Source organism: Porphyromonas sp. HMSC065F10, assembly GCF_001808555.1.
Classification (GTDB): domain Bacteria; phylum Bacteroidota; class Bacteroidia; order Bacteroidales; family Porphyromonadaceae; genus Porphyromonas_A.
The window spans coordinates 36,379-51,729 of record NZ_KV793804.1; the positions used below are offsets into that span (position 1 = coordinate 36,379).

The window sequence follows — 15,351 nt, forward strand, 5'->3', positions numbered from 1 at the left end:
ATATTAGTGCGCTCTAATACCGGTAAAAGAATAATCTAATATCGGTATTAGAGAAACGGCTGAGGGGGAGGGGAAAAAGAGGGGGGCACTTTTTGGTACCTTTGCCATACCGAAGTAGAGGCTTGGCTCAGTTTTTGCCACACTCTTCTTGATAATCAATTTATACGACTATATATATGAGCAATTACTCAGACGAATTTCAGAGATACGCCACGAAGCACCTCGGGATGAACTCGCTGGCGCTGGATCAGTATACGAAGTTTAATTCCGAAGCCTCTCGCGGCTACGTCAATCCCACCATCATCGAGGAGCGACAGCTCAATATCGCCCAGATGGACGTCTTCAGCCGACTGATGATGGACCGGATCATCTTCCTCGGCTCTGCCATCGACGACTATGTTGCCAATGTGATCCAGGCGCAGCTCCTCTTCCTGGAGTCAAGCGACCCCGGCAAGGACATCTCCATCTATATCAATAGCCCCGGCGGCTCGGTCTATGCCGGCTACGGGATCTACGACACGATGCAGTACATTGACTGCAACGTCAGCACCATCGCCACAGGCATGGCTGCCAGCATGGCATCGATCATCCTCGTGGCAGGGACTAAGGGGAAGCGCTTTGCTCTCCCCCACTCCCGCGTGATGATCCATCAGCCGCTCGGCGGGGCCCAGGGACAAGCCTCCGACATGGAGATCACGGTGCGCGAGATCCTAAAGGTGAAGCAGGAGCTCTACGAGATCCTCGCCAAGCATACCGGCCAGCCGGTCGAGCAGATCGAGAAGGACTCCGACCGCGACCACTGGCTGCGGGCAGAGGAGGCAAGAGAGTACGGCCTCGTGGACAAGGTGCTCACCAAGAGCAAGGAGCAGAAGTAATGGCAAAGCGTAAGAAACCGACCTCTCACGACACAGACATGGGAGGGGACGATGAGTGGATGTTTGGTGACGAGCACTTCTGCAGCGTCTGCGGTCGACCGGAGAGCATGGTCGACTTCGTAGCGCGAGGTCCCGTCGGCTACCTCTGCAACGAGTGTGCAGAGGCGGTCTACACGGCCCTTCAGGCGTCACAGAAGACCGATGCCGTACACGAGAAGTACACGGCACCCACCTTTGACAAGCTCCCCAAGCCTACCGAGATCGTCGCCTACATGGATAAGTATGTGATCGGTCAGGAGGCTGCCAAGCGGAGCCTTGCCGTAGCGGTGTACAACCACTACAAGCGACTCTACAGCCGGGGCATCCTCGGTAATGGCGAGGAAGCTCGGGTGGATGACAAGGAACTGGACGAGGTGGAGCTCGACAAGAGCAATATGATCGTCGTCGGCCCCACAGGTACCGGCAAGACCCTCCTCGCCCGCACCATCGCACGGATGCTCAAGGTCCCCTTTACCATCGTAGACGCCACCGTCTTCACTCAGGCGGGCTACGTGGGCGAGGACATTGAGAGCATCCTCACGCGACTCCTGCAGGCGGCCGACTACGATGTCAAGCTGGCAGAGCGCGGGATCGTCTTCATTGACGAGATCGACAAGCTCGCCCGCAAGAGCGACAATCCCTCCATCACCCGAGATGTGGGTGGCGAGGGGGTGCAGCAGGGTCTCCTGAAGCTCCTCGAGGGTGAGGATGTCAATGTCCCGCCCAAGGGCGGACGCAAGCACCCCGATGCCGAGATGGTGGTGGTGAATACGGAGAATATCCTCTACATATGTGGTGGAGCCTTTGAGGGCATCGAGCGGAAGATCGCACAGCGGATGAATACCCACACCGTCGGCTATGCCAGCGCCACTCGGGGGAAGAAGCGGGAGCAGGGAGACGACCTGCTCAAGTACGTCACCCCGGCAGACCTCCGGAGCTACGGGCTGATCCCTGAGCTGATCGGGCGTCTCCCGATACTCACCTACCTCACCCCCCTGAGCCCCGAGGCGCTGAGGCAGATCCTGACGGAGCCGAAGAATGCGATCGCCAAGCAGTACACCAAGCTCTTTGCGATGGACGGCATCAAGCTGACGATCGATGAGGAGGTGTACGACTTCATTGTCCGTAAGGCGATCGACTTTGCCGTCGGTGCCCGAGGTCTGAGGAGCATCTTTGAGGGGATCATGACCGATGCGATGTTTGAGCTACCCTCTACGCGCAAGCGGACCTTTCACCTCACCCTGGACTACGCCCGGGAGCACTTCCGCGCCACCGACCTGGAGAGCATAGCGACAGAGGCGTGAGGATCGGGACGATAGACATAGGAGAGCGCCCGGTGGTGCTGGCACCGATGGAGGATGTGACCGATCACCCCTTCCGCCGGATGTGTCACCGCATGGGGGCGGCTCTCGTCTACTCAGAGTTTGTCAACGCTGATGCGATCGTGCGGGACATACCAAGCACGATGCGCAAGATGGAGCTCTACGAGGATGAGCGCCCCGTAGCGATACAGATCTACGGGCGTGATGCAGAGACGATGGCAGAGGCGGCAAGGATAGCCGCCGATGCGGTACCGGACTTGATCGACATCAACTTTGGCTGCCCGGTGAAGAAGGTGGCAGGCAAGGGGGCCGGCTCAGGTCTCCTGCGCGATGTGCCCCGACTCCTCGAGATCACCCGAGCAGTCGTGCAGGCGGTCTCCCTACCGGTGACGGTGAAGACGCGCCTCGGCTGGGACAAGAACGACCTCATCATCACCGACCTGGCACCCAAGCTGCAGGACTGTGGCATCGCCGCCCTGACGATCCACGGACGCACCCGCTCACAGATGTACAAGGGTGATGCGGACTGGTCCCTGATCCGGGCGGTGAAGGCAGATCCGCGCGTCACCATCCCGATCATCGGCAATGGCGATGTGACGGATGGAGAGACGGCTCACCGGCGATTTGAGGAGACCGGCGTCGATGCCGTCATGGTGGGTCGCGGTGCGATCGGTCAGCCGTGGGTCTTTGAGGAGATCAGGGCGATGCGCCACGGCGAGCCCAAGCCGCAGCACCCCAAGGAGTGGTACCTCGACTGCCTCAAGCAGCTCACCGAGGAGAATATCGAGCGCATCGGGGACGAGTTGCGGGGGATCATCCATATGCGACGCCACCTGGCGATCACTCCTCTGCTGAAGGGCATCCCGGACTTCAAGCAACAGCGCGTGGCGATCCTGCGCGCTCAGACGAAGGCCGACCTCTTTGCCCTGCTCGACGATGCCATCACCCGCATCCCCGACTGAGTAGGATCATCAATAAAAGTAGGGGGCTGCCTCATCTCGGAGATGAGGCAGCCCCCTATGCTGTTCTTGTAAGCCGTAAGCTACAGTGCCGAGGAGTCGGAGGCGGTGCACACCAGCCAGATCAACCCCATAAGCGGATCCCCGGGGCTGAGATCCGGCAGCCCCTCTCGCTTAGCGTAGAGTGGCAGGAATGGGCCCTTGCCCGGATAGTCCGAGTCATACTCTAAGTAGAGCTGACAGCTCACTAAGTCCTCCCCATAAAATGACCCGGCAGGCTTAAATACTCTCCCTCCCTCTGAGAGTACCGGCGACTGAAATTGATAGAGCGAGGGATCACTATCGTAAGCACCAATATAGGCGGTGAGATGCTTGAGACTGATAACCATCGGAGCGGGCGAGCCATCGGAACCAAACTCCGGCTCTTGGCCAAACTTAGAGCGCATATCATTGGCACTCTCCCCCTCATAGACGATGCTGTCCTTCTCCGGCTTCTGGAGGGCTGTACCAAGGGCGGCATACTCGATCAGGATCCTATGGCCGGGGAGGTAGAGATCAGTCCTCACCCCATAGTCTGCCGCAAAGAAAGTCAGCACCCGCTCGTCCGACAGCTCACAGGTCACATAGGCCTCCAGACCATTACTCCACGGGTAGACCTCGGTGACGGTCACATACATCGGTATCCCGTGCGGGACGGGATAGAAAGACATCAGACTCCAGGCATCACCCTTAGGTGGTCTCGCCAGCGGTATGACCACTGAGACACCGCAGCCCTGGTCGTGCTGCATCAGTACCACCTCCGTGTCGTCCTGAGGGGTGCCCTCCTCATCGACACTGACGGAGGCACGACCCCTCCGCCAGAGCTTTGCCGTATTGACCACACTCTGCAAGTGCTCCGCAAGGAAGTCCTGAGGATCCATCACCATCTGCCAGTGATCTCCGTGCGCCTCATCGAGTTTCTTTTGCTCCTCCATAAGCTATGCTCTATTACAAATCAGACCATCAACTCCCCAAAGCTACACAAATATCCCCGAGAGGGATAAAAAAACCGGGGACTGTGTCTTGCATAGACACAGCCCCCGATTGTATGAGCTTTAGCGAAACCTACTTCAGATCACAAACGAAAGGTCAATACTCGCACTCTGACAAGCTCTATTTCTTTGAGCCATCCGGATCATAGGCACCTGCCAGCAACCTGCCTGCCAGAAGCAGATGATCTGTGTAAGTCACAAAGTTGTCCATAAACACCTGAGCGGAATTATTGTAGGTCTCCACAGAGAGCAGCACTACGCCGTTATCGTCGTCCATAGCACACTTAACGCAGCGGCAATTGAGATTGATATTGTTCACCGCCTTAAGCAAAGCTACTTGATCATCCATACCTTTTGATGACAGGTAGTAGGTAATCTGGACGTAAAACGGAGCCGTATCGTCCTGAACGGAAACTAATAAGTTATCACCCTCTTTCTTGAACCAAATGTCACCATCTTCATCTACAGACGGGACAAACCCCTCATCCTTCAGGAGGCTGACGACAGAGTCTCGGTACGCAATATTAGCAGCCGAGCGCGGGGCAGTGGGCTCGTCGGCAAAGCAACTCAATGCTGACAGAACGAAAAGAAGCAGCGAAAAAGCAACTCTCCTGTACATATTCATCTTATAAAAAACTATTTGGTAATCGTAACGTGCTCTAAGCTCAGATCATAGTGGTTATCAGACGGCGTGGACGAGGAAGTAATTCTTCTTGCCCTTCTGGATCAGCATATAGGAGCCCTCGACGAGGTCGTCGGCGGTCGGCATGTACTGCGAGTCGCTGACCTTCTCCTTATTGATGCTGATACCACCGCTCTGGATCAGCTTGCGGAGCTCTCCATTACTCTTGAAGAACCCACACTTGCTCACCAGCAGGTCAAGCAGACCGGTCGTGCCATCAAGGTCGCTCTTGGAGACCTCCGCCATCGGCACGCCATCAAAGACCGAGAGGAATGTCTCCTCATCGATGCTGCTGAGCGTCTCCTTGGTGGCGTTGCCAAAGAGGATCTCGCTCGCCCGCACCGCCGTGTCGTAGTCCTCGCGAGAGTGGACCATCACGGTGATCTCCTCCGCCAGACGTCGCTGCAGGAGACGCTCATGGGGAGCCTTGTCGTGCTCCATCTCCAGCGCCTCGATCTCCTCCTTGGTCAGGTCGGTGAAGATCCGGATGTACTTCTTGGCATCCTCGTCGGAGACATTGAACCAGAACTGGTAGAACTTATACGGCGTGGTGTAGCGACGGTCGAGCCAGACGTTGCCGCTCTCCGACTTGCCAAACTTCCCCCCGTCCGCCTTAGTGATCAGCGGGCAGGTGACTGCGAGGGCATCACTGACACCGAGGACGCGACGGATCAGCTCCACACCGGTGGTGATATTACCCCACTGGTCGGAGCCACCGAGCTGGAGACGGACATTCTCCGTCTGATAGAGGTGCAGGTAGTCATACCCCTGGAGGAGCTGGTAGGAGAATTCGGTAAAGGAGAGCCCCTCGATGGCATTTGCCTCGAGACGCTTCCTTACAGACTCCTTCGCCATCATATAATTGACCGTGATGTGCTTACCGACATCGCGGATGAAGTCGAGGAAGCTGTAGTCCTTCATCCAGTCGTAGTTATTGACAAGCACCGCTGCATTCTCGGCATCGCTGTCGAAGTCGAGGAACTTCTCCAGCTGCTTCTTGATGCAGGCCTGATTGTGCTTCAGCGTTTCCTCATCGAGGAGGTTGCGCTCCTTGGACTTACCCGAGGGGTCACCGATCATACCGGTAGCGCCACCGATGAGGGCGATGGGCCGGTGACCGGAGCGCTGCAGGTGTCGGAGCATCATGATGCCCACCAGGTGACCGATATGAAGTGAGTCTGCAGTAGGATCAATACCTACGTAGCCGGAGACCATCCCCTTCTGGAGCGCCTCCTCTGTGCCGGGGATCATATCGTGGATCATCCCGCGCCACTCGAGCTCTTTGATAAAGTTCATAAGTCGTTATGTTCGTTGAATTTCTGCAAAGGTAGGCTTTTCGCATCAAAAAGAAAGGGTTCTCAGTCCAGAGGTGAAATTAAGCGGTAAGAGTCGTCCGTATGGCCAAAAGGCTTGATCATCCGGAAGGGCAACGGATTATCAATGCAGGACTGTCCATAGGCAGTGAGGAGATAGTCTGTCGCCCGCCTCCCGGGTGTGATCGGCATGGACTCGTCTGCCGCTCGCAGCAGACTAAATCCCCAACTCTTGTAAAAGCCGACAAGCGAGGAGGTCGCCGGTACGAGGCAGGCACCTCGGTAGCCTCGCTCCACCAGCCTCGGCTCCATCACCTCCCGATAGAGTCGGGACATCAGCCCCTCACCCCGATGATCCTCCCGAGTGGTGAGGCTGTAGAGGTACGCCCAGCGTCCATCGGTAGGATCGACATAGTCCACCACCAGCGCCACTGCGACGAGAGAGGCATCCTCCTCGCTTAGGAGGAAGGTGTGATCCGCATCGTAGAGATGATCCATTGCCAGCTCGTAGTAGGGCGTCCCCTCCTCCCCAAAGGCGTCGGAGAGGAGGGTGAGGATGGAGGCTCGGAGCGCCTCATCGGAGGCGTCGTAGGGGCGCAGGCAGATCATAGATTGAGGACCACAGTGTACTCATCGAGGAGGATCTCAGGCTTGTAGGAGAGCTTAGCCTTCCGCAGGCCCTCGAGCCCCATATCCTCCTCACGATTGATGTAGGTGTACTGCTCCGGGATCCGGCGGGCAAACTCCCGATTGATCATTGTGAAGGCACCATCGTAGGCGACATCGGCCTTCTCGATATTGACGTCGAAGCAACGGCTGCTCTGAGGCATACCGAGGGTAAAGGCGATCACCTTCCCCTCGACCCTCAGGAGCCCACCCATGAGACCGATCTCGCCCATGTGCTCAAGAGCAAAGCGGATCATCCTCCGCTCATCAGACATCCCCTCCGTGGTATCTGTCTCGCGGTACCACTCGTTCTCCACCTCCATACACTCACTCAGCGACTCCTCCGTTATCTCCTCGTAGCTCCAGTCGGGATAGGTCCGCTCAAAGCGATTGCAGTGGTTGCGCTTGGACTGCAGCTTCTTGCCCGAGAGGGTCGCCAGACTCTCCCGAAGGTAGATGTACTCGGAAAAGTCTCGATTGTCAAGGGTGACCATCTGATCCGGATGGATCGCCTCCAGCGCCTGTACCGCCTCGGGCGTCGCCCCCATGATCGTCAGGTTTTTCTCCTCCAGCCGAGCCTGATCCTGCTCCATATCGAGCAGCACCTCACGCAGGCGGGCGTCATCGGCACCGACAGGCATGAGGTAAGCGTGCCGCTTATTCTCCTCATTCCAGAAGCGGATCAAGAGAAATCCCTTATGTACCGCGATCTCGGTCCGGTAGACATGATTCCAGCCGATGAGATTGGAGAAGGTATAGTCACAGGAGAAGTAGGGATTAACCTCGTAGAAGGACTCTAAGATAGGTCGATCCTCAAGGGTGACAGGGTGAAAAGGGATGATATCAGTCGATGACATAAATGAGCTATTCTTTTTTTTGATTCTCAACAAAGATACAAAAAAGGTCCGTCCTCCCCCCACCCCGACAAGACTAATCCTAAAAGAATCCCATGCTAAATCCACCTGCGAGAACCTTAGCACTCCAACGCCGACTATGGAGTACTACAAAGAAGTGAATTTCAACAAAAAAAAACGAGCCGACAGAGGGGGTGAAGCTTTCCCCTACCCCTCTCACACCTCAGTAAGGCCACACCGGAAATAAGTGCGCATTGCAGATATTTAGTGTACATTTGAGGAAACGTTGCTCCCGCAACAGAAATGTGCAGCCTTTTTGCAGACAGTAACTTATAGATGAAAATCAGAAGAACTCTACCCGCCCTACTCATGACCCTTATGTCTCTCAGTGCGACGGCTCAGTCTTTCCTCGAGAGCATAGCTTCCCCACGCGAGGCGCTCCGCCTGACTGACGGCTGGCGCTTCACGAGAGAGGATAGTCCCGACTTTGTCCGCCCCGACTACGACGACCGGAGTTGGCAGAGCATCACGGTGCCACACGACTGGGCCATCTACGGACCTTTCTCGCCCGAGAACGACCGCCAAAACGTCGCCATCACGCAGGACGGACAGACGGAGGCTCTCGAGCATGCCGGTCGCACGGGAGGACTGCCCTTCGTCGGCGTGGGCTGGTACCGCTATGACTTTGATCTCTATCAGGATCCCGCCACGCTCGGCGACATCACCCTCTACATCGATGGGGCGATGAGCCACTCCGAGGTGTATGTCAATGGTCACCGCGCCGGAGGCTGGCCCTATGGGTACAACTCGTACCACCTCGACATCACGCCCTACCTGGATGCCTCCAAGACCAGGCAGGTGATCGCCATCCGGCTCGACAACCCGACCGACTTCTCTCGCTGGTACCCGGGTGCGGGGCTCTACCGCAATGTGTACCTGATGGTGTCGCCCTCCAAGACCCGGATTGACGACTGGGGAACCTTCGTCACCACTCCCTTTGTCTCCGATGAGTATGCCCAGGTCAAGGTTCGCACTGAGCTGAAGGGCGTCCCCGCCGATAGCGACGCTCTCACGCTTCGCACCACCATCCTCTACAAGGGCGAGGTGATCGACATCCGGGAGATCAGCGGAGCAGAGATCTTCGACAACGTCCTCGAGCAAAACCTCCGCATCCCGCAGCCCCATCTCTGGGACATCGAGCAGCCCAACCTCTACACTGCCAAGAGCGAACTGCTCTACAACGGTCGCGTGATCGATGCCTACCGCACCACCTTCGGAGTGCGGACGATAGAGATCCGCCCCGACGAGGGCTTTTTCCTCAATGGCAAACCGGTGACCTTCAAGGGCGTCTGCCTCCACCACGACCTCGGTCCACTCGGGGCGGCGGTGAATAAGGTAGCCATCCGCAGACAGATCAAGCAGATGCAGGATATGGGCGTCAATGCGATCCGCACCTCGCACAATATGCCCGCCCCGGAGCTGATCCAGCTGGCAGACCAGATGGGGATGCTGATCATGGCGGAGAGCTTCGACGAGTGGCGGATCCCTAAGGTGAAGAATGGGTACAGCACCCTCTTTGACGACTGGGCGGAGCGCGACCTCGTCAACCTCATCCGTCACTACAGAAACGCCCCCTCCATCGTGATGTGGTGCATCGGCAACGAGGTCTACGAGCAGGGCGCTGAGGGAGGTAACAAGGTCGCCCACTACCTGCAGGAGATCGCTCACCGTGAGGATCCTACCCGCCCCGTCACCCAGGGAATGGACAACCCCAAGCCTGCCACGGCAAATAACTTTGCCGCCATCATGGATGTCGCCGGATTCAACTACCGCCCCTGGCACTACCCAGAGGCGTATGCCAAGCTGCCACAGCGACTGATCCTGGGTACCGAGACGGCCTCCACGCTCTCGTCGAGAGGGATCTACAAGTTCCCTGTCGAGCGTAAGTCGATGGCGATCTATCCCGATCATCAGGCGAGCAGCTACGACGTGGAGCACTGCGCCTGGAGCGAGCTTCCGGAGGACAACTTCATCCGCCACGATGACTTCCACTACAATATCGGTGAATTCATCTGGACCGGTATCGACTACATCGGAGAGCCGACCCCGTACTACACCAATTGGCCCTCCCACACATCGCTCTTCGGTGCGGTGGACCTCGCCGGCATCCCGAAGGATCGCTTCTACCTCTACCGCTCGCACTGGAATGCGGACAGCCCCACCCTGCACATTTTGCCCCACTGGGACTGGCCTGATCGTGTGGGCGAGGTGACCCCGATCTTCGTCTACACCAGCTACCCCACGGCCGAGCTATTCATCAATGGCAAGAGCCAGGGACAGCGGACGAAGGACACCACCATCACGGTCGATAACAGCTCCGACAAGGATCTCTCCCGCCTGCCTCGCTACCGCCTCATGTGGATGGACACGAAGTATGAGCCGGGCGAGGTGAGGGTCGTGGCGTACGACAAGGATGGCGTGCCCCGGGAGGAGAAGCGCCTCTGCACCTCCGGCACACCCTACACGCTGCAACTCACTCTCGAGGAGCCGGCAGAGGTCGTACCGGCGGGGGATAGGGAGCATCTCGTCTACGTCCGTGTGTCTGTGGTCGACAAGCAGGGCAACCTCTGCGCCACCGCCACACCGGAGGTGACCTTTGAGGTCAGCGGTGCAGGGTGCTACGTCGCCAGTGCCAATGGCGATGCCACCTGCATTGTTCCCTTCCAGAGCAAGACGATGCCCGCTTTCAGCGGTCAGCTGACCACTATCGTAGCACCGTCAGGCACCCCTGGGACCATCACTCTCACCGCGTCAGCACCGGGACTTCACGCCGCCACACTCACGATCCCGACTAAGTAAGCCACACCCCATGAGGGAGAGATGCCGGTCGTGAGGTTGAGCCCTCTTGACTAAGGTCTCGGCGAAGGATTTGGCTAAGTTTGCATCACGCATGGAAAAGGATCACAACTCATCACCAGACACCCCGCTCTCGGAGCGGGGAAAGACTCCGGCAGACCTCTGTCTGGAGGAGATCATCCGGAGTCGCTCCTCACGCTCTCATGGGGGAGGGAAGGAGGAGCTCAGGCTGACAGGTAGGAGAGGCAAGGCATTTCTTGCCCGTCTTGGGAGACGGCTGGGAGCCTTTCTCCGCTCCGCATCCAAGCCGGTCGTTACCCATTACTACCTTCCCCTCCTTGCGATAACCCTCTTGGCGATCCTGCTCATCAGCCTTACGCCACCGAGGGAGTCCCACGCCCCCACTCCGGCGACAGGGTCTTACAGCATCACCCCGGGCGAGCGTCCCTACCGCTACATCGGGAGCTTCAGGAGGGACTTCGATGACCTCAATCCCGTACAGCTCGAGGCCGCTCAGAGCCTCGGGATCACTCCTGCGAAGTGCCGTGAGGACCTCCTCCGAATCGACCGCCTCGTCCCACTCAAGGAGACAGCGGGACTTAAGCTGGACGACCTGACCCACTCCGTGCCGCTGATGGTGCCTGAGGCAGTGCGTCTGGCTCAGGAGATCGGGGCCGCCTTTCGGTACCAGTTGGAGGCGGATGCGCAGCCACTCTACCGACTGATCGTCACCAGCGTCACGAGGACAGAGGAGGATATGAGCGAGCTGAGACAGCAAAATGGGAATGCCTCACCCAACAGCACCCACTGCTACGGGACCACGCTCGACATCTCCTGGCAGCGCTTTGACAAGATCGACCCGGCGGACCCGAGGACGATAGAGCCGGAGGAGCTGAAGCACCTGCTGGCAAGGGTCCTGAGAGCTTTCCACGAGGATGGGCGCTGCTACATCAAGCACGAGCGCAAGCAAGCCTGCTTCCACATCACGATTAGATAAGGGATTATCACCCGCTTTTTCGTAACTTTGCCAAAGAATAGAAAAGTATCTGATCACTAAACTTATATTTCACATTATGATTTCACTAAAGAAAATCCTCGCTACAGTTGTCGTAGCCCTTGGACTCTGTGTTGCAGGGAATACCGATGTCAAGGCGCAGAATGTCTTTGAAACCGGGACAAACATTGCTAGCGTCGGTCTGGGTGGCAGTCTCCACACGGACGCAGCCGGCAAGCAGTACGGTAGCTTAACTATCAATATCACCGCAGATCACTGCCTCAATGCTCACCTTTGGGATGACAATAGTGCCTTCACGCTGGGAGGACAGGCCGTGCTCAATGTCTTTAATGGGGGTACGTCCTACTTCGTCGGTCCTCGTGGTGGACTGCACTACCACTTTATCCCGAAGCTTGACACTTATTACTTCGTGGCAATCGGTCTGAGCGGTAGCCATATCAATGGGACTAAGGCATCGTCACTTGGGTTTGGATACAATACGGGGATCGGATTACGCTATATGGTAGATCCCAGCTGGGGTCTCTTCGCAGAGATCGGCTACGGTGTAAGTGTCCTCAACATCGGTGCTTCCTTCTCTTTCTGATCAAGAGAGGCAATCATACAATTTAGTATAAAAAGGTCAGGAGCAGGTCCCGGTGGACTTTGCTCCTGACCTTTTGTCAAATGGTGTTCTTCGCCAATCTCTCGTTACCTTTGCGGCAACAGAAAGAATGATAGCCATGGAAGTAATCAATAGTCAGGAGCAGCTGAGGGAAGCCCTCAGCCAAGTACGGCAGGAGCACAAGGAAGAGACGATCGGTCTCGTCCCCACGATGGGCGGGCTGCACGAGGGACACTTTAGCCTCATACGCCGCTGCGTCAGGGAGTGCGGCTGCACGGTAGTGAGTGTTTTCCTCAATCCGACCCAATTCAATAACCCCACCGATCTCGCCACCTATCCTCACGATATGGAGGAGGATCTGAGGGCGCTGGAGTCACTCGGGGTAGACTTTGCCTTTACCCCCACTCCCGAGGAGATGTACGCCAAGGGGGAGGAGGCACCCGACCTCCCCCTTGGACAGGTGGCGGAGGTGATGGAGGGCGCTTACCGCCCGGGACACTTCCGGGGAGTGGTCTGGATCGTAGGGAAGCTTTTTAGGCTCGTGCAGCCGGATAAGGCTTACTTTGGTCTCAAGGACTTCCAGCAGATAGCGGTGATCAAGCGGATGATCGAGCTCTCTGACGATATGGACCCGGAGATCATCTCATGCGACACCATCCGCGAGCCGGACGGGCTTGCCATGAGCAGCCGAAACAATCGGCTCTCTCCCGAGGAGCGACAGGCAGCACCGATGATCTACCGAGCACTGACCGAGGGGGTAAGGGCGCAGAGGGAGGGAAGCTCTGTCAGCGAGGTGCATGACCTCGTGGTCCGGGAGATCGAGGCATCTCCGCTGCTCCGAGTGGAGTACTTCAGCATCGTTGACCGGGACACGCTGGGAGAGATCAGCGAGTGGAGCGAGACGGAGCATGCCGTCGGCGCCATCACGGTCTATGATGGAGAGGTAAGACTGATCGACCATATAGACTTCTTCTGATCCGCCGCCCGTGAGACGACACCTCCTACTGATCCTCCTTAGCCTCCTCACCTTACAAGGCACACTGGCAGGGGAGACAGATACCATTGCCCCCCGCTCCAAGTACGAGATGCGCGCCGTCTGGCTCTCCACCATCTGGGGGCTGGACTGGCCCCGCTCCTCGTCGGAGGAGGCACAGAAGAGGGAGCTGGATGAGCAGCTGGATCTGCTGAGGAAGAATGGGATCAATACCATTTTCCTCCAAGTCCGTGGTCGGGGCGACGTGATCTACCCATCGGCGATCGAACCGATGCACCCGCGCTTCTACGGCAAGCGGTACGACCCGCTTGCCTATGCGGTGGAGGCGTGCCACAAGAGGGGGATGACAGTCCACGCCTGGATCACCACACTGCCGCTGGAGGACCGGAGCTACAGACGAAGGCTCAGAGGGGTCACTCCATTTTATGACAAGCACAAGGGGCACACCAAGCGGCATAGGGGAAAGGACTTCATGGACCCGGCAGACAGCCTCACCGGCATCCACCTCGCCTCTCTTGCTCGAGAAATAGCGGAGAGATACCCCGTGGAGGGGATCCAGCTCGACTACATCCGCTACCCCGACTTTCCCGCACGCTTTCCCGACGACCGGGACTACCACCAGGCACACACACTGCTCCCTAAGGCAGAGTGGCGGAGAAACAACATCACCGCCATCGTCAGGCGGATCCACGAGGCGCTTGAGGAGACCGACAGCACCGTGCTACTCAGTGCAGCAACGATAGGGGCGTACGACCAGATCTCCGGCGTCTCCCACATCGGCTGGACGGCGAGAGGAGACGTGTATCAAGATCCCTTGGCGTGGGAGCGGGCGGGAGCCATTGACTTCATCGCCACCATGACCTACAGCAGGGGATCCACCTTCGGCCCCATCCTCAGAGATTGGAGGGACAAGCTCAGCATCTCGGTCGTCATCGGTCTCGGTGCCTTCCGCACACTGCGGGAGGAGGGAGGCTGGCCCGCACAGCAGGTGATCGACCAGGTAGCCGAGGTGCAGAGCGACAGCCTTCTCGCAGGAGTGGCACTCTTCCGAGCCCGGCAGCTCACCGAGCGAAGCCACGGGCTGAGAGACCGGCTGGCAGCGCAGTGCTTCCGACAGCCGGTCCTCCCGCACGCTCCGATAGTAAGTGCCGACAGCACGCTGCTCTACCCGAGAGACCTCACGATCACCACCGAGGGGGACAGCGCCAAGCTCACCTGGTGCGGTGCCAATCACGACCGCCCCTGCCTCTATGCGATCTACCTATCGACTGACTCCCTACCCGACACCACGACTGGCCGGGACCTCGTCGCAGTGACGACAGAGCAGTCGGCGACGATCACGCTACCGAGGAGTCAGGATGGAGAGCGCTTCGTCACCCTCGAGATCAGCTGCTACGACCTCCACACCGGCCTCGAGGCCTACATCCCCGGTGGAGCAGCCATCTACCAACGCAAGGAGGAGTAAAAACCGCCCGTCACTCCATAGGACCAGGCTATTTCGCATTTTGATGTGCTGGGAGGGGGGGGAGTTTCCAAGGGCGCTGCTGTGCCGATCGATGACCTCGACTATGTCACCAAGGCGCTCCTCGACCCTCAGAAGGTCTATCGACAAATAGATAAGAGACCGGGCGAGACTTGCTAAGTGATGACCACCCCTTACAAGAAGGGTAAAGTAGTCAAGATAGTCGTCCATGTCAACTATCGACGAAAGAGACGCACTTTTAACTATGTCAAGAGCTGGGGCGTCACCGATGACCTAAGCTTAGAGAATGAACGGTTCCGGAGAATCAAATGAGGGCTGGCATAAGCCAGCCCTCAAGTGTCCGGAAGGAGTTGAACCTTCAATATTGCGCCCATACAGGTACAATCGCTACCACATTGCGATCATCGGACATCACAAAGGTAGGTATTTACTATAGTATAAACAACTCAGTCTCAAGAACCTCTCAGACCTCAGTATCCTCCTCAAGCGGAAGGCGAATGACATCCGGAAGCTCCACTGTATCAAAAAGCACGATGGACACCGGAAGTGACTCCAATGTCCATCGCCTGTGCGCGGGGGTGGGTCTAAGCCCGCTACCCCTACTTCAATCACCCTTTTAGGTGATTGCCCTGCAATGGTACACATTATATCTCACCCCACC

Annotated in this window: 13 protein-coding genes; 8 read left to right on the forward strand and 5 right to left on the reverse strand. The window is 57.6% G+C overall.

Going from position 1 to position 15,351, the window contains the following annotated elements:
* Positions 1-176: 176 nt before the first annotated feature.
* From clpP to dusB, 3 genes are read left to right on the forward strand one after another with little or no spacing between them, the layout of a single operon-like run.
* Positions 177-875 carry an ATP-dependent Clp endopeptidase proteolytic subunit ClpP gene (gene clpP / locus HMPREF2890_RS07785; RefSeq protein ID WP_070467333.1) on the forward strand — a complete coding sequence of 233 codons (699 nt, stop codon included), beginning with the start codon at positions 177-179 and terminating at the stop codon, positions 873-875.
* Positions 876-934: 59 nt separating this feature from the next.
* Positions 935-2,218 carry an ATP-dependent Clp protease ATP-binding subunit ClpX gene (clpX, locus tag HMPREF2890_RS07790; RefSeq protein WP_070467396.1) on the forward strand — a complete coding sequence of 428 codons (1,284 nt, stop codon included), beginning with the start codon at positions 935-937 and terminating at the stop codon, positions 2,216-2,218.
* Positions 2,215-3,198, forward strand: a complete 984-nt coding sequence (gene dusB / locus HMPREF2890_RS07795; protein ID WP_070467335.1) for a tRNA dihydrouridine synthase DusB — start codon at positions 2,215-2,217, stop codon at positions 3,196-3,198. The genes clpX and dusB overlap by 4 nt, the downstream gene beginning before the upstream one ends.
* A gap of 80 nt (positions 3,199-3,278) precedes the next feature.
* On the opposite strand, the gene HMPREF2890_RS07800 is transcribed toward dusB, so the two are convergent.
* The 5 genes from HMPREF2890_RS07800 to HMPREF2890_RS07820 all read right to left on the reverse strand — a co-directional run bounded on the left by HMPREF2890_RS07800 (position 3,279) and on the right by HMPREF2890_RS07820 (position 7,744).
* A complete protein-coding gene (locus HMPREF2890_RS07800; protein ID WP_070467338.1) occupies positions 3,279-4,169 on the reverse strand; it encodes a hypothetical protein in 891 nt (296 codons plus the stop codon).
* 178 nt (positions 4,170-4,347) lie between these two features.
* A complete protein-coding gene (locus HMPREF2890_RS07805) occupies positions 4,348-4,851 on the reverse strand; it encodes a YbjN domain-containing protein (RefSeq protein ID WP_070467340.1) in 504 nt (167 codons plus the stop codon).
* Between the two features lie 57 nt (positions 4,852-4,908).
* Complete coding sequence (gene tyrS / locus HMPREF2890_RS07810; RefSeq protein ID WP_070467342.1) at positions 4,909-6,204, reverse strand: tyrosine--tRNA ligase; 1,296 nt, start codon at positions 6,202-6,204, stop codon at positions 4,909-4,911.
* 62 nt (positions 6,205-6,266) lie between these two features.
* Positions 6,267-6,830 (reverse strand): GNAT family N-acetyltransferase, encoded by a 564-nt coding sequence (locus HMPREF2890_RS07815; protein ID WP_070467345.1) that lies wholly within the window; start codon positions 6,828-6,830, stop codon positions 6,267-6,269.
* Positions 6,827-7,744, reverse strand: coding sequence for a DUF2156 domain-containing protein (locus tag HMPREF2890_RS07820; protein ID WP_083289900.1), 918 nt, complete (start codon positions 7,742-7,744; stop codon positions 6,827-6,829). The genes HMPREF2890_RS07815 and HMPREF2890_RS07820 overlap by 4 nt, the downstream gene beginning before the upstream one ends.
* 366 nt (positions 7,745-8,110) lie before the next feature.
* Here HMPREF2890_RS07820 and HMPREF2890_RS07825 point away from each other — a divergent pair, with 366 nt between their 5' ends.
* From HMPREF2890_RS07825 to HMPREF2890_RS07845, 5 genes are all read left to right on the forward strand, one after another.
* Positions 8,111-10,600 (forward strand): glycoside hydrolase family 2 TIM barrel-domain containing protein, encoded by a 2,490-nt coding sequence (locus HMPREF2890_RS07825; protein ID WP_070467347.1) that lies wholly within the window; start codon positions 8,111-8,113, stop codon positions 10,598-10,600.
* Positions 10,601-10,691: 91 nt separating this feature from the next.
* Positions 10,692-11,594 (forward strand): DUF5715 family protein, encoded by a 903-nt coding sequence (locus tag HMPREF2890_RS07830; RefSeq protein ID WP_070467401.1) that lies wholly within the window; start codon positions 10,692-10,694, stop codon positions 11,592-11,594.
* Between the two features lie 76 nt (positions 11,595-11,670).
* Positions 11,671-12,195, forward strand: coding sequence for a hypothetical protein (locus HMPREF2890_RS07835; RefSeq protein WP_070467349.1), 525 nt, complete (start codon positions 11,671-11,673; stop codon positions 12,193-12,195).
* 136 nt (positions 12,196-12,331) lie between these two features.
* On the forward strand, positions 12,332-13,189 hold the full coding sequence (panC, locus tag HMPREF2890_RS07840) for a pantoate--beta-alanine ligase (RefSeq protein WP_070467403.1): 858 nt from the start codon (positions 12,332-12,334) through the stop codon (positions 13,187-13,189).
* A gap of 10 nt (positions 13,190-13,199) precedes the next feature.
* The gene (locus HMPREF2890_RS07845; RefSeq protein ID WP_083289901.1) at positions 13,200-14,672 is read left to right on the forward strand and encodes a glycoside hydrolase family 10-like protein; all 1,473 of its coding nucleotides are present in this window, start codon (positions 13,200-13,202) and stop codon (positions 14,670-14,672) included.
* Positions 14,673-15,351: the final 679 nt, after the last annotated feature.

Bases quoted from the DNA above. Each gene is read 5' to 3' on its own strand.
- clpP (WP_070467333.1), top strand. From the start codon at position 177: ATGAGCAATTACTCAGACGAATTTCAGAGATACGCCACGAAGCACCTC.
- clpX (WP_070467396.1), top strand. From the start codon at position 935: ATGTTTGGTGACGAGCACTTCTGCAGCGTCTGCGGTCGACCGGAGAGC.
- HMPREF2890_RS07800 (WP_070467338.1), bottom strand. From the start codon at position 4,169: ATGGAGGAGCAAAAGAAACTCGATGAGGCGCACGGAGATCACTGGCAG.
- HMPREF2890_RS07805 (WP_070467340.1), bottom strand. From the start codon at position 4,851: ATGAATATGTACAGGAGAGTTGCTTTTTCGCTGCTTCTTTTCGTTCTG.
- tyrS (WP_070467342.1), bottom strand. From the start codon at position 6,204: ATGAACTTTATCAAAGAGCTCGAGTGGCGCGGGATGATCCACGATATG.
- HMPREF2890_RS07815 (WP_070467345.1), bottom strand. From the start codon at position 6,830: ATGATCTGCCTGCGCCCCTACGACGCCTCCGATGAGGCGCTCCGAGCC.
- HMPREF2890_RS07820 (WP_083289900.1), bottom strand. From the start codon at position 7,744: ATGTCATCGACTGATATCATCCCTTTTCACCCTGTCACCCTTGAGGAT.
- HMPREF2890_RS07825 (WP_070467347.1), top strand. From the start codon at position 8,111: ATGACCCTTATGTCTCTCAGTGCGACGGCTCAGTCTTTCCTCGAGAGC.
- HMPREF2890_RS07830 (WP_070467401.1), top strand. From the start codon at position 10,692: ATGGAAAAGGATCACAACTCATCACCAGACACCCCGCTCTCGGAGCGG.
- HMPREF2890_RS07835 (WP_070467349.1), top strand. From the start codon at position 11,671: ATGATTTCACTAAAGAAAATCCTCGCTACAGTTGTCGTAGCCCTTGGA.
- panC (WP_070467403.1), top strand. From the start codon at position 12,332: ATGGAAGTAATCAATAGTCAGGAGCAGCTGAGGGAAGCCCTCAGCCAA.